Here is a 15,136-nt window from a genome sequence, read left to right as displayed (position 1 = left end):
TCCATGGATCATGGATAATTAAGAGCCCGGAGGTTTTCCGGGCTCTACTTTTTTGTAGAACTCCCCTGCCGTATCCTGCCTGCGTTTTCTGCTGCTGTCCTGCGGCTCACCGCGATGATCTTGCTGAGAGCGATACACTCATCCAGGGCGGGTGTTACGATCTCACTCTGAATGTAGCCCTCTTCTGTATCATCTCCAGCCACACCCGTGACTCGTTGAGCTCCTTCAACACGATGCCCAGCTTGTGAATGAAATCACTCAGACTCTCCGCGGCACGTGCCTCTCCATAGTTGGGCGCACCGGATGTACCAGACCGCAAGAGTTGTCCTGCGATGTGCGTGCCCTGCGGAGTCTTCGGCAACTTGTCACACAGATCCAGCACTGCTACGGCAAACGCCACCAATCTGGCGGCGATATCGTCTCCTTTGGCCATAAGATCTTTCACCCCCATCATCCATTGTCCATTATCCGTTGATAATCGATAATCCGCTCTCCAATTCTACTCCCCTCTTCCCCGAATTCCGACACCACGAAACACCCCACAGAAACACAAAAGGCCCGCCCCGAAAACCGGAACGAGCCTCTCGCACAACTCTGCGTGACTCCACCGTCACCGGACAAGCAACAACTTCTTCGTCTCCGTGTAGCTCGATGCGTTCATCCGATAGAAATACACCCCGCTCGGGAGGTTCGCGCCGTCGAAACGGACTTCATGGTAGCCGGGATCTTGTTCCCCTTGGACAAGCGTCGAGACCTGTTGCCCGAGGGTGTTGAAAACCGTCAGGGTCACATGCCCTCGACTCGGGAGCCCGTAGCGTATTGTCGTCGACGGGTTGAAGGGGTTGGGATAGTTTTGAAGGAGCGCATGCCGGACGGGGACGGGAAGATCCGGCGATTCCACGGAAGTAAGTTCAGAGAGGGGTCGCCGCCAGAGCCCATAACCATAGACTGCCGCGTACAGAAAATCCCCCTTCACTCTCAGTATCCAAACATCATTCACGATCGTGTCGAGGCCCGTGCTCATGTTTGTCCAAGTATAACCTGAATCCCGGGACACGAACACTCCGGAGCCGGTGCCCATGATCAAAGAGCCATGGGATTCGATCAGGCAGATAGAAATGATCCCTTCCAGACCCGTCGTCTTTCGGGGAGTCCAGGTTGTTCCGGTATCGGATGATTCATAGATGCCCTGCATCGTCAGGGCAAGGTACATGTTGCCCACCTTCTCTACCCCAAAGACACTATTATAAGGAAGCCCCTTGTCGGAACGTTGCCAGGTGATGCCCCGGTCCGTGGAGCGAATCATCTTTGTTGAATTGATTGATGCGAAGAGGTTGGAATCCAATGCCGTCAGGAATTCAACGACGTCAAGATCAAGCCCGTCGGGAAGTCGTTGCCACAATACCCCCGCGTCGGTCGACACCGCTATTCCTTGCCCGCCCGTGCCGATAAAGATCGCACTATCGAGCAGAGCGATCCCATAGACACTGAGCTCCGGCCTACTCAAGCCGACCTCAACTCGATCCCAAACGCGCCCCCGATTGGTGGACCGATACAGTCCCGTTGTGGTCCCTGCGAAAAGAAGCTCTCCCCGACTGGCAAAACTGTAGCCGCGACGATACGAAAACGTGCTCTCCGGATACGACCAGCTTGCCCCGTCGTCGGTCGAGCGCATGATGCCAGCCGTTGATCCACCATACAGATCCGCTTCACTGACCATCAGCGCATGGATAACCTTACTCTGCGGCCAATTGGTTCTGGTCCATTGCGCTCTGGCAGTCCCGTTTGGAGAAGAGGCGAGCAGTAGCAGACAGAAGACCGGCAAGACTGTTCGCCCCAGTCCGATTCGATATGCCTTCTCGAGTTGAGAATCCACCTCGTTCCTCACAGTTTACCCCTTAAACACTACTTCATTTTTTGTAGAGTAGGACAAAAGTGTAGTGGTGTGCAGGTCCTGTGAGCCCAGACCGGATCTCTCCTTTCGGGCGAGTGTCCCGCTCAAGCAGACCATCACTCTATTGCCTTTTGAACCCTCGTCGCACTGGACGTGAGGATTTCCCTCATCCAGCGCTCCTGAAGGTCTGACAGACATTGGTCAAAGCCGTGCGACGTGGTAGTCGTAGAACAGGCCGAGCTGACCATAGATGTAGTCCGAGGTCAGCTTACCGAACCCATACCCACGCCTGCCTCTGCGTCGCCAGATGGTGTGCCGGACGCGAAGATTGACAAAATGCGCCAGCTTGCGGAACACTGCCGATCCATGTCCGAGCCGGAAGTATCCCATCCACCCGCGCAGGAACCGGTTCAGGTTTTGCACCTGATCCTTCACCCGTAGCGGTATGGAGTGATGGACATATTTCCGTACGGTGGCGCGGAACTTGGTTTGACTCCGCGCACTCGGATAGACCAACATCAGCCGTGAGCCGTTCTGCCTGCTCCTGACATTGTGGAAGCGGAAGCCGAGGAAGTCCACGCTATTGCCAATGTCCAACCGCAGGCGGCGTGTCTTCTCGTTGTTCAGACGCAACCCCAGCCGTTCCAGATAGTGATGCAGCAGGGTTATGCCCTTCTCCAGATTCTTTTGTGCCAGGATCACCATATCGTCAGCATACCGGACAAGGTGGATGGACCCCTTACTGATGTTGCCAAGCCTCTCCCTCTTGAACGCCTGATCGACTGGGTTCAGATAGATATTCGCCAGCAGCGGACTGATCACCCCGCCCTGTGGTGTGCCTTGTGTCGTCTGCCGGTGCTGGTCGTCTTCGACGTACCCGCAGCTCAACCACTGCTTGATCACATGAAGTATCTGCGCGTCGCTGATGCGCCGTGCAACGAGCTTCATGAGCTTGCCGTGGTCGACCGTGTCAAAGTACTGCTCCAGATCGACATCGTACACTTCGGTGCATTCCCAGTTCAGGTACTTGTATATCTCCCGCACCGCATCGTGTGCGCTCTTTTCCGGACGGAACCCGTAACTTGAGTCGGCAAAATCCGCCTCGAAGATCGGTTCCAGTATCATCAGAAAAGCCGTCTGCACGATCCGGTCCCGGATGGTCGGTATGCCGAGCGGACGCTCCTTGCCATTCGGTTTCGGGATATACACACGTCGTACTGGTTTCGGCTCATAGCGCCGTTCCTTCATCTCAAGCTGAAGTTCGGCAAGATAGACAGCGACACCCTTCCTCTCTACATCGTCAAAGGTCTCTCCATCCACCCCGCCTGCTCCACCGTTGGCTTTGGCTTTGCGATAGGCCTCTTCCAACACATCCGTACGATACGTCTTATCGTACAGACTGTAGAACCGGAACTTCGGCTCGGCTTTCGCCTTTGCATGCAGCTTCTTCTGAGACTCCCGAAGCCATTCCGTGCTTGATAGCTCGCGCAATACACGCTCCTTCGTTTCTTGCAGAAGCATTCCTTCAGCAGGAGCCCTTCCCTCTGTTCTGTTTCCAGAACTTCATCGGTACTACGGCCCCATCCGCCACCCTGCCGGCTTCCCTCTCTTTCGTTTCCTTATGAGAGGGCTCTTCTCCTGTCATCCCCAAGTGGCGTGTTGGGTCGTCGAGGGTCAGCGAGGGTTTCCCAAGTCCCGTTCCTCATCTGTCCAACCATGTCGTCGCTCATACCCCGGAGATGCTGCCGTCACCGTGGTCTCTCTGTGTCCGGCGTGCAGTCTTGACTTCGCCCATACGATAGGGGCTCGTCCATCTCAGTACTCTTTACGAGGCTACCTGTGCGTTCACCCGAAGATTACGACCTGGCCGTTTGCGTTGCGTCCTTTCAGACTACGTCGTCGAGGCCGTTAGCATGAAGCCGTTTCCCGCCTCATACCGACTCCCCGCTCCATGATGCACAGAGTCTCATCATGGTTGGGACTCGGAGTAGAGCGCCCTCACTCCTCACCCAACAAGATCAGGAACAGTTTACCTTGGCGCTCATCGCACAAGCAAAAGCTTCTTCGTCTCCGTGAACATTCCCGCCTGCAGCCTGTAGAAGTACACACCGCTCGTCAAAGACGCAGCATCGAATGTGACCTCGTGATACCCTGCGTCCTGCTCCCCGTTCTGCAGCACGGTAACCTGCTGACCAAGAGTATTAAAGACGGTCAGCGTCACGTGTGAGCGTGCCGGCAACCCGTAGCGGATTGTCGTCGACGGGTTGAAGGGGTTGGGATAGCTCTGCGCCAGCGTCGCCTGGCCGGGCATCCGATCGGCATCAACGGCACCCACGCCTGTTGTTGGATCGAAGTCGACGGTGAGAATCGTTCCGTCAGCTCCGACAGCGGTCCCATGGTTCGCGTCGCTGAAACAGAGGTCATAGAGTGAACTGGTGGTGATCCCAGTGAGGGGGACCCATGTCGCCCCCGCATTTGTGGTCTTGTAGATCGATCCCCACGTGCCGACAGCATATCCTGTATCCCGTGTCGTGAATTGCACCTTCCAGAATGCCAGCTGCCTCCCGCCGATAACCCGAGTCCACGTGATGCCACTGTCGAACGTCCTGATGATCGCCTCGTACCCTCCGGCGGCATATCCCGTGTCCGGCGTGGTGAACGCCACCGCGCACAGGTTGTCGTAGATCCCGCTTTCCCTTGCGACCCAGGTGGTACCGCCGTTCGTTGTCTGAAGCATGGTTCCGACGAATCCTACCGCGGTCCCCTTGTCCTTGTTCTGGAACGACACATCACACAGTTCCCAGTTTGTGCCGCTTACTTGCGCCTGCCACGATATCCCCCCATCGGTTGTTCGGAGGATGGTCCCATCCGCACCGACGGCGGTGGCGATCGCATGATCGACGATATCCACCCGCCGCAGATCTTTCTCTGTCCCGCTCGGTTGCACCGTCCAATGGGCCCCGCCGTCTGTCGTTCGCACGATCGTACCATTGGTCCCGACGGCGATTCCGAAATCCCTGTCAGCAAGGTCGACGTCGCCGAAGGACCCTGTGGTGTTGCTCCGCTGCTGCTCCCACGTTCGGCCACCATTCGATGTATGAAGAATGAACCCATCATAGCCAACAGCCACACCGTGCGAATCCGCGAAGGCCACGCCACGGAATGTTGATTCCCTGTACATGGTGCTCCACCAACCGGTTGAACGGTCCCACAAGACGATGGTCTTGTCATCGCCGACGACCGTGGCATCCCAGAAATCCACGCCATGAACGCCCCACAGCGACTCCGAGGTGATCCCCGAGTCATTGTGCCAGGTTGCGCCGCTATCCGTTGTCGAGAGGATCGTGCCGCCTTCCCCGACGGCAAAACCCGTTCGCGTGAGGCAGAACGATACCCCGCGGAGCGGTTGCGTGGTGCCGGAGACCGGTGTGGTCCACGTGACCCCACAGTCCACTGTGCGCAGGACGGTTCCACTATCCCCAACAGCGATGGCGATCGATCCGGAGAGAATCGTCACACCCGACAACGTCCTGCTCGTTCCACTGGTCTGCGCACTCCAGGCGGCTCCGCCATTTGTTGTCCGCGCAATGATCCCGCCTGCCCCGACAATGAATCCCGTGTCGCTCCCAGCGATGGCCACACCCGTGAATGCCCCGGTGAAGGCTGCGGTCACCGTCGACCATGCGGTCCCCCCATTGGTGGTCCGGAGGATGGTTCCACCTTCGCCTACGAGGACACCAATGGAAGCGTTCCTGAATGATATCGCTTTCAATCGCTTCGTGGTCCCGCTTGGGCGCGCGGTCCACACTCTCCCCCCATCGGTACTGCGCAGGATCACCCCGCTGTCGCCCACTGCCACACACACCGCGGAATCAGCGAACGTGACGCCGAACAGATCGGCCGTTGTGCCACCTGACTGGTTTGTCCATGTATACCCGTTGTTGGAGGTGCGGTAGATGAGACCATGCTTGCCCACCGCCAGCCGGTTCTTGAAATCCGTACCGCTCACCGCTCTGATCGAATCGGGGAATGAAAACGTCACGGTTTTCGTCGTCCATCCCGACTGGGCAAACGCATTCACTGCGAAAAGGGCGACCCCGAGAACTACTCCTATCGCACGCGATGTCATATCTCTATCTCCAGTTGATCCAGGTATTACAGAACTCATTGTGACTTGAGGATCGTCGCAAAGCGAATTACCATGAATACCATGCCAGCTCAAAGCAAGCCCGCCTCAGGGATCCAGTAAGAATTATCGCACACTGCCTGAACACTTCTATTTCCACGCCGACCAAAGGCTCCACGGTAAAGAGCAGTTGAAGCTGATCACCGCTTTCCCCAGACACCAAATGGTATGTCTTCGAGCTATCCGGGGCGATCGTTGCGTATACGTAGAGACCGCTCACCTGAGGAAGTGGATTCTGCCATTCCCAAACTATCTGGGCCGTTGATCGCTGACCGACTCCACACAGGAGAAACATCATGGCTGCCGGCCGTAAGTACTTCAGGAGTCTCATAGCGCCATCCATGCAAATCGAATCTTGACGGTTCATTGCAGAGCCAACATCGTGCAACAACACACTTTTCCCCAAGAAACACAAATGCCTCTCATCCTGTGACATCCGGATAAGAGGCATATGCAGTTCCATCGTTCCCCCGATAGTGCATATGAAAGATACGGCTCGGCGAGGGGATTGTCAACGACATTGACGTGCGCTTGGAGTCGACGCCTGTGATCGTCGATCCTCCCCAACGCTGGTTTTGTTTCTTTCGGTGATAGGGCCCGAAGAACATACCGAGCCCATCGTCGATCACTAACGGACAAGCAAGAGCTTCTTCGTCTCCGTGTAGGTCCCCGCCTGCATGCGGTAGAAATACACACCGCTGGGGAGGTTCGCGCCGTCGAAACGGACTTCGTGATATCCGGCCTGTTGTTCTCCATTCTGGAGAACTGCGACCTGTTGGCCGAGCATGTTGAAGATCGTCAGAGACGCGTGCGATTTGTGCGGCAGGCTATAGCCAATCGTTGTCGTCGGATTGAACGGGTTCGGGTAGTTCTGGCTCAGCGAGAACGCTGCTGGGTGGTAAGTGTGCACCGGCTCTGCGGAGGTCAGTTCGGCTTCACTCCACGGCCGTCGTCTGGCATAAAGGTAAAGGTAGTGATCATCGCCTACGACCGGACCTGAGCCAAACGCTGACGAAAAGTCTACCCGGAGGTCGCCGGTGAAGGCTCGCCAATGCTGTCCGCCTTCGGTCGATGTTAGTACATTGGCACGCGAATAAGTCCCTGGGGTGGTTGTCGCCAGGAAGATCCGTGATGGGTCCTGGGAACTGGCAACAGCAGCGAGCCCGCTAGTAACCCATGGATGCAGGTCCCCGGTCACATTGAGCCACGAGAGACCAAAGTCATCGGATCGATAGACCCCCGCACTGTCCCCCGAATACGTAATATTGCCATCATTGTCATAGAGAACACGGTAATACCCCTGCGCGCACATGAAGAGACTCCCGTTCACCTGCACCATCTTCTTCCACCCGCCATGGATGGACGAGGCCGTGTCCTCCCACCAGCTAACTCCGTCATCGGTCGACCGCCAGAGGTGATACTGGTTGTCGACAAAGAGTATCCTTTTTCCTGCCCCGTCGCGGAACAGATGCACATAGAGCCAGCTTGCCGCGGCATCCGTGTCAGAAAGATTCGGCGTGATAAGCCTTTCCCACGACGCACCGCCATTGGTGGTGCGATAGACTGCGGCAATGGTATCGGCAACCCTCACCCACTTGTCCGTTCGCAAGAGCGATGTGAACACCATACCATTCATTTCGGCGACACTGGTGCACATGAGATTGTCACTGGCAGGGCGTGGTTTTCCTAGTGATTGCCAGCTCCTGCCGCCGTCACTGGAGAACTCGACACTCCCCGAATCGGTCCCGATGGTCAACTGGTCATAGCCGAGTGCCGAGGTGTCGGCGGAAACAGAAATGACATTACCATTCGATCCGTTGGTAAAAATCGGGTGAATAGCCAGCCAGCTTGAGCCGTAGTTGGTGGACGTGAACTCGCGGCCGTAGAGGCGCGCATGCACGTTGCGGCTGGAAATATGTCCGAGAGCCTCCGCTGCAATCCCTTTCCCTACTTGATACCAGGTGCCGCCCAGGTCGCTCGAGCACGCCATCTGGTTATAGTCCACAGTGTAAAGCACCGTATCAACAACAGTCATCGTGAAAGGCTGAAGTTCGGAATTGATGTATTGACTGGGTGCCGCCTTCACCAGTACCCAGTCTGAGGCCTCTGGTGCGTATCTATTGTACCCCGCCGAAGTGACGACAAAGAGAGCCACGCCAAGGCCTTTGCCAGGCGTTGGGACGAGAACCAGGTTCAGAACCTGTGCTGGCGCGCTCTTCGGCACAAGCGACCATGTCTCGCCTTTGTCGCTGGACTGGTACACATTAGTACCATTGGCGGCAAATACCCATCCTGCCGACGTGGCAAGAGCGGTGATGCTGGTGTCGGTCAGACCTGCGCCCCATGACGACCAGGACATGCCCTGGTCTACCGATCGGAAAACCCCACGATTGCTTGTGCCCACCAGGAACGACGAATCGATGGCAACGATTGTAACCGCATTGAGCGTTGTCAGGCCGCTGTCGGAGGCGGACCAGTGGACTCCCTGATCAGTCGAGCGGAAGATGCCGGAGGATGGTGACGCCGCAACGATGACACCGTCAGAGGAAGATCCCTTTCCCTCCATCACGGCCAACTGCCGTATCGGCGCTCCGTTTAGGCCGCTGTCACTGCGGACCCAGGTCTGTGCCGTGTCTCGCAAGCGGAAAACCGAGTATCCAGCTCCCACCGCGAGCATGAAGGTGTCAGTGGAAGCAGTCACCAATACAGGGTTGAACACAGTTGGTCCGACTCCGGGGAGATACGACCAGGATTCTCCCCCGTCGGTCGAACTCACGATCCGTTCTCCCGCGTAGCGTCCGCTGGCAACGATCCATTTTCCAGCGGAACCCACGGTGCCAAGACTACCCCCATAGATTCCTCCGGCCCATTCCCACTGAGCGAACAGAAGGGTTACATTTGCCGTCAGAAGCAAAGAACAGACTGCAAATCGAAGTATAGGTCTCACTAGAGCTGTCCCCGAAATGGTTGAAGAAGTTCTTGGTCTTGTACCGTGCAAGTGATGTAGCCTTGATCCTGCTCTTCTTTCTCTCCACAAATGTCTTAACATGGTCATGAAGTGAGTTGGACTTGGTACGAGAGGTGGGTAATCCATACTTCCCCAACAAGAGGTCTGACTGAATCTTGGCCCGGACGAGCTCGGCATCCCCCCGATGTCGGGTTTTTTGTTGAAAAGGCCCGGAGATGAGTACCGATCCCTAATCACTTCTCACGATCTGCGTCTGTCCTTATCTCAACAAGAGAAGTCGTTTGGTCTCTACGAATGAGCCCGCTTGCATTCTGTAGAAGTACACGCCGCTGGGGAGGTTCGAGCCGTCAAAGCGGATTTCGTGGTAGCCGGGGTCTTGTTCGCTGTTCTGCAGGACGGATACCTGCTGTCCCAGCGTGTTGAACACTGTCAGCGTAACGTGCGCTCGACCCGGAAGACCATACCTGATCGTGGTCGACGGATTGAAGGGGTTGGGGTAGTTCTGCATGAGCATGGCAGAGAGCGGAACATGCTCCGATGTCGCTGATACGGTTGTTGGCTGATCGGCGGGCCATCGCCACACACCTCCCACGGTGCCCGCATAGAGATCACCACCGGTGAACGACAACGAGGTGATGAGGCGATCGCTCACCCCATCGTTCACCGGTGTCCAGGTTTCGCCGAGGTCCGGCGAAGAAAACACCCCATTGTCCGTGCCCGCAAAGAGACGTCCGCGGCCATAAGCCATGGCAAATACGAAAAGCCCGAAGACCGGCCCGGGCACCGGCGTCCATGTGGTTCCTCCGAGCTTCAATCGCCGCACACCCAGATCCTGCGCCGCAAACAGCGTTGAGTCCACGACCAAGAGTGCCCGCACACTTTCCTGAGGAAGCCCGCTGCCGACCGGAGACCAGTGTGAACCGGTATCTGCGGAGACAAATACACCTTCATCCGTGCCCGCGTACAGCTTGCCGGCCGAGGTAGTGAGTGACCGGATGAACCCGTAGAGCGCCGCCACCTTTACGCGGGTCCAGCTCGCACCGTCATTCGATGAATGCATGACACCGCTATTCGTTCCGACGAACAGTCGAGACCCTAACGTCTCAAGCGCGTTCACATATTCAACAAGCGGCCCCATGCTGATCTGCGTCCATGCGCCTCCGGAGCTCGTTGACCGGTACAATCCGGTCGACGTTCCTGCATAGAGGTTTGCACCCTTCCACATGATCCGTCTGACCGCCTGGGTGCCGATCAGCCCTGGTGCCGGACGAGACCAGGTTTTTCCGGAGTCTGCAGAGGATCGTATCGTGCGGCCTGCCGCGACAAGCAGGATCCCGCCGGAATCCGCAAGTGCATAGCAGCGCAGATTCCGAATGCCGGTCGAGGCCAGACTCCACGAGGTGCCATCATCGGTCGAGCGGAAGATCTCGGATGAGGTTCCACACACCAACACCCCCTTTGCGTCCGCCAGGCAGTTGGCGCTCGTGTCCGTCAATCCCTGGCTCTTCCTGCTCCACAAACGTCCGGTGTCCGCCGATGCGTACACGCCGTTGAGTGTGGCGGCAAACACCTTAGTCCCGCGGCCGTACACGGCCATGACTGTTCCAGAAAGCCCCGAATCGCTCAGGGTCCAGTGAACACCCCTGTCAGAGGAAACGTAGAGATGGCCGCTACTGGTGACGAAGAGGCGACCCATTGCGACATACGGGGCGCCGGGTATGGGTGGGAATGGCAATCCTACTGTGGTGTCGGACCATGATACGCCCTGATCGTCCGAATAAAAAATCCCTTCCGTAGTGGTCATGATCAGGCGGCCCTGCATCGCAACCATGCCCTGGCTGTTCCCGGATACCATACCCGTACCTTGCCAGGTTACGCCATGGTCTGATGACGATACAACGCCACTCCCGACAGTGGCCACGAAGACCTTCGCTCCGATATTCCCGAATCCCCTCACCTGCCAGTCAAACGTCGGGTTCGGCTCGAGCCATGTGTTCCCCTGGTCGGAACTGACGAAGACGCCTTCATCGCAGCTCATCAAGAGAAGGGAATCGCACCGGACGATCGGCCTGACTCTGCCCGCATTCCGGAAAGGCGCATGCACGGTATCCCACGTCACACCGGCATCAGTCGAGACGTACATCCCCCGGTCTGTCCCCGCGAAGAACCGATCGCCGACTGTTAGGAGACATGAAACACTTCCACCAAATGGCCCGGCCGTTGACTGCCATTGTGCCGACGCATTTTCACCAATGAAGAGTCCGATCCCCATAAGGAGAACCACAGCCCGCTCGATACGCATTGAGCCCTCCCCGATCATTCCCAATTTTCGATCTTCACCCAATGGCACTTCGCTGAAACGACAATGCCCCTCATCCTATGATATCCGGACAAGAGGCATATTCGATCCATCGTTCCCCCCCGATAGTGCTATATCAAGATAAGGCCGGACGAGGTGATTGTCAACAATCTTGCGCGTGCGTGGGCCAATGCGGTTGGTCGCCCATATCTCAAATGCTAATTCTGCCCGAACACAGGGCATACCCGCACAACCGCGGATCATCTCTAGCTTTTGTACATTGAACAAATTCCGGTCTGGCGGAATATTAACATGGAACCGTCTAGGACTACAATACCGGAGCATCCATGACACGCGCGCATGGTTTCACTGTTCTGTTCGTACTCCTTTCACTTACCTCTGCAGGATGTCACCAGGACCGAACCTTCGTCCAACGCCCTGAGCGAATCCGCAGCCTTCGTGAAGTACTGTACGACCAGGCAACCTACGTTCGGCTCGCATCACTGTGGAAGTCGTACTATGAAGCGTATCCATCAGAAGATGCCTATGCAAACTGGATGTACGCATCTCGCTACGCTGAAGCCAAAGACTACTCCATGCTCTTGGCAGAGGGAGCAAAACTGTATCCGTCGAATCCCGTGCTGATACATCTTCGGGCTCGCGAGATCTCCGATACCACGGGTGGACTGGAGGCGTTGGCGCTTGAGGAGCGTGCCGCAGAGCTTGATCCTTCATTTATGGATCCCTGGTTCTCTTTGGTGATGAGGTACATGGAACGGGGCGACAAGGAGAAACTCGACGTCGCACTCCGCAAACTCCTGAAATCCGGGATCATCGCAAATGAAGTCATGGACTACGCTTACAACATGCTGATCGGTCTGGACAAGGACGCGGTGCTCGTCACGAACGGGGATAACGACACGTACCCGGTTTGGATCCTTACTCGGATTGCACATATCAGAGCCGATGTCCATATTGTCAACATCTCCTTACTGAACACAGACTGGTATCCCGGATATGTCCAACGGGAAGGGCTCCCCACGTTCGTCCCCGGCGCAGACACATTGGAGAATTTGGTCAGATCAAAGCTCGATTCTTTGCGGACTCTGCCCCTTGACGACCCTGCGACTAACGATCCTCCACAGAGTACCATCCTGTTTTCGCGTCTTGCCGATGCTTGTCGGACTGCAGGGCGCCCTGTCTTTTTCGCCCTCTCGCTCCAACGCACTCCTTTCGTGACCCGACTGTGGGATGCCGGACGGATGGAGGGCACGGTAGTGCGGATTACCCCTCCGGTGGAGACCCCCTCTGTTGCTGCCCGGCGGATTGCGTCCCTCTGGTTGAACGAGTTCCGAACTGGTGGACTTGATGGCTGGGAGCTTCGCTATGCGGACGAGTCCAGGGCGGGGCGGCAACTTCTGCGCAACTACGCGAGCGGAATGCGTGCACTTATCAGGGTGCTCGCAGATCAAGCCCCGGAGTTCAGGCTACCGCTCTTCCGCTGGTATTGCAGATTTCTACAAGCCGTCCTCCCTGCAAAGGCAAGAGATGAGGCCGACAAAATGTGGTGCGGGTTCAACGACATCCAGGAGATCAACGAGTGGTGCAGGGTCAGAAACCTGGTGCAGAAATAGCCGACGACTGGGTACTCCTCCGAAATGCCCGGGAGGGAGATGAGAAGGCGTGGAAAGCTCTATTTGAGTCGCACTCGCCGCGCCTTCTCCGTCTTGCACTAATGATGACAGGATCTGCTGATGCCGCACGCGACTGTGTTCAGGAGTCCTTCGTCCGCCTGCTCCACGCAGAGATTAGCCATCATGAGGATCTGTGCGGACATATCTCTCCACGATCGTTTATCGGTCTGCGGTGAAGGAAAACCTGCGGCGGAACAAACTTGAAGAGGGTCCGCCAGAGTGTGCCGGATCTCCAGACCCAACACCCTTCGATCTGACCGTCAGACGCGAACAGGAGAGGGAGATCATTCGCGCGATCCAATTGCTGACTCCGTCGCAAAGAGACATTCTCGTGCTCAGGTTTTATGGCGAGTTCGGGTACGAGGAAATCGCGGCTATGACCGGCGTAGCCCTGGGGACAGTGAAGTCACGTATCTTCTACGCAGTGAAGACAGTACGCACAATATTGCAGAGCAGAGGTGTAGTATGAACACGCATTGCAACGAAGACGAGTTGCTCCAGTTTGCGCTCGGTGTGCTGAATGGGCAACCCGAGTCCCGGATACTCGAGCATGTCGGATCGTGTGCCTTATGTAGCACCCGGCTGAATGCTATCAAGAAGACCTTGAACGCACTGGAGAAATGCGATCCCCAGATATCAGTGGACATCCCCGTCCTTAGCGTTGCCCGACGTCCCTTGGGTGCACCCGACGCAGGCAAGGGTCATCCAGGGGGAAAGTACGCTAATGGGTTTGGTTCACGTGAATTGAACCGGCTGGGGTTATGGATCAGGTTCGCCGCGGTTCTTTGTGTGGGGATTGGCATCGGGTATGCCGCGTTTGGACTGTTACACCCATCCGAACCTACCGTATTGCGTCAACTCGTAGTGCCACGCGCTTTCGACCTCAATCCGGACGGATTCGTTGTCTGTGGCGTGGATGGGCTGCAAGCACGGTGACCTACTCCTGCTGCAGGACATCGTTGAGGGCATCCGGTATCCGACTCCTCGACCGGGACCCGCTCGCCTCCCGAAGAAGCGCCGCATCCAAGAATTCGAGGTTCCCAAACGGATCGAAGAGTTGGTTCCGCATGCCCCGAAGAAAACAAAAACCAAATTCACTTTTCGCCTGGTTCAACTCTTCGATGCCCTGGACCCATCACTCACACCAGACGAGAGATTCGAAAGGGTCTCAAAAATCCTCGCCCCACACATTCTGCGAACAATAAAGGAGAGGCGGAAACAGAGCGGGACATCTGATGAAGGCGGTTCCGGTACCAAAACGCCGTCGCCGAAAGGCCCTCGGAAGCCAAAGCAGTGAGCTTCACGTCTGGAGAAGTGGCGATTTCCGCGTGAATTCAAGCATCATCAGTGTTCTGCCAGTCCCCCGTCCGCCCCGCCACAAAAGCCCGCCTTCGGCGGGCTTTTGAATTGTCAGTTATCCATTTTCCATGGATCATGGATAATTTGGAGCCCGGAAGCATTTCCGGGCTCTACTATTTTGATGGACTCCCCTGCCGTACCCTGCCTGCATTCTCCGCTGCCGTCCTCCGGCTCACCGCGATGATCTTGCTGAGAGCGATACATTCATCCAGGACGGGTGTTACGATCTCACTCTGAATGTATGCCCTCTTCTGTATCATCTCCAGCCACACCCGTGACTCGTTGAGTTCCTTCAACACAATACCCAGTTTGTGAATGAAGTCACTCAGACTCTCCGCGGCCCGTGCCTCTCCATAGTTGGGCGCCCCGGAAGTGCCAGACCGCAAAAGTTGTCCCGCGATGTGCGTGCCCTGCGGAGTTTTCGGCAACTTGTCGCACAGTTCCAGCACTGCTACGGCAAACGCCACCAATCTGGCGGCAATATCGTCTCCTTTGGCCATAAGATCTTTCACCCCCATCATCCATTGTCCACTATCCATTGCTCATTAATACTCCCTCCTACTTTCTACTACCCTCTCCCCCGAATTCCGACATCACCGAACAATGCACAGAACACAAAAGGCCCGCCCCGAAAACCAGGACGAGCCTCTCGCACACTTCAGAACATCTCCACCGTCACCGGATGAGCGACAATTTCTTCGTCTCGGTGTAGTTCCCCGCTTGGATACGATAGAAG

At 56.5% G+C, this 15,136-nt stretch carries 9 protein-coding genes and 1 pseudogene; 3 read left to right on the top strand and 7 right to left on the bottom strand.

Annotation, left to right across the window (positions count from 1 at the left end; genetic code table 11):
- Nucleotides 1-44: 44 nt before the first annotated feature.
- The 6 genes and pseudogenes from IPI01_00050 to IPI01_00025 form a co-directional block, all read right to left on the bottom strand.
- Nucleotides 45-451, bottom strand: a pseudogene (locus IPI01_00050) (four helix bundle protein).
- A gap of 159 nt (nucleotides 452-610) precedes the next feature.
- Entirely contained in the window at nucleotides 611-1,720 is a 1,110-nt protein-coding gene (locus IPI01_00045) for a T9SS type A sorting domain-containing protein (GenBank protein ID MBK7256225.1), read from the bottom strand.
- Between the two features lie 375 nt (nucleotides 1,721-2,095).
- Nucleotides 2,096-3,385 (bottom strand): group II intron reverse transcriptase/maturase, encoded by a 1,290-nt coding sequence (gene ltrA / locus IPI01_00040; protein MBK7256224.1) that lies wholly within the window; start codon nucleotides 3,383-3,385, stop codon nucleotides 2,096-2,098.
- Between the two features lie 550 nt (nucleotides 3,386-3,935).
- A complete protein-coding gene (locus tag IPI01_00035) occupies nucleotides 3,936-6,023 on the bottom strand; it encodes a T9SS type A sorting domain-containing protein (protein MBK7256223.1) in 2,088 nt (695 codons plus the stop codon).
- Between the two features lie 685 nt (nucleotides 6,024-6,708).
- The gene (locus tag IPI01_00030; protein ID MBK7256222.1) at nucleotides 6,709-8,856 is read right to left on the bottom strand and encodes a T9SS type A sorting domain-containing protein; all 2,148 of its coding nucleotides are present in this window, start codon (nucleotides 8,854-8,856) and stop codon (nucleotides 6,709-6,711) included.
- Between the two features lie 451 nt (nucleotides 8,857-9,307).
- Entirely contained in the window at nucleotides 9,308-10,645 is a 1,338-nt protein-coding gene (locus IPI01_00025; protein ID MBK7256221.1) for a T9SS type A sorting domain-containing protein, read from the bottom strand.
- 1,049 nt (nucleotides 10,646-11,694) lie between these two features.
- Between IPI01_00025 and IPI01_00020 the strand changes: the two genes are divergently transcribed.
- The 3 genes from IPI01_00020 to IPI01_00010 are packed head-to-tail and all read left to right on the top strand — an operon-like array spanning nucleotide 11,695 to nucleotide 13,510.
- Nucleotides 11,695-12,981: a hypothetical protein gene (locus tag IPI01_00020; GenBank protein MBK7256220.1), complete on the top strand. Its 1,287-nt coding sequence runs from the start codon at nucleotides 11,695-11,697 to the stop codon at nucleotides 12,979-12,981.
- Entirely contained in the window at nucleotides 12,948-13,217 is a 270-nt protein-coding gene (locus tag IPI01_00015) for a hypothetical protein (protein ID MBK7256219.1), read from the top strand. The genes IPI01_00020 and IPI01_00015 overlap by 34 nt, the downstream gene beginning before the upstream one ends.
- Nucleotides 13,175-13,510: an RNA polymerase sigma factor gene (locus tag IPI01_00010; GenBank protein MBK7256218.1), complete on the top strand. Its 336-nt coding sequence runs from the start codon at nucleotides 13,175-13,177 to the stop codon at nucleotides 13,508-13,510. The genes IPI01_00015 and IPI01_00010 overlap by 43 nt, the downstream gene beginning before the upstream one ends.
- Nucleotides 13,511-14,513: 1,003 nt before the next feature.
- Here the strand turns inward: IPI01_00010 and IPI01_00005 are convergent.
- Nucleotides 14,514-14,918, bottom strand: coding sequence for a four helix bundle protein (locus IPI01_00005; GenBank protein ID MBK7256217.1), 405 nt, complete (start codon nucleotides 14,916-14,918; stop codon nucleotides 14,514-14,516).
- Between the last annotated feature and the right edge of the window lie 218 nt (nucleotides 14,919-15,136).

Source organism: Ignavibacteriota bacterium, from assembly GCA_016707525.1.
Classification (GTDB): domain Bacteria; phylum Bacteroidota; class Ignavibacteria; order UBA10030; family UBA6906; genus JAGDMK01.
This window is presented reverse-complemented; position numbering and strand designations above follow the sequence as displayed.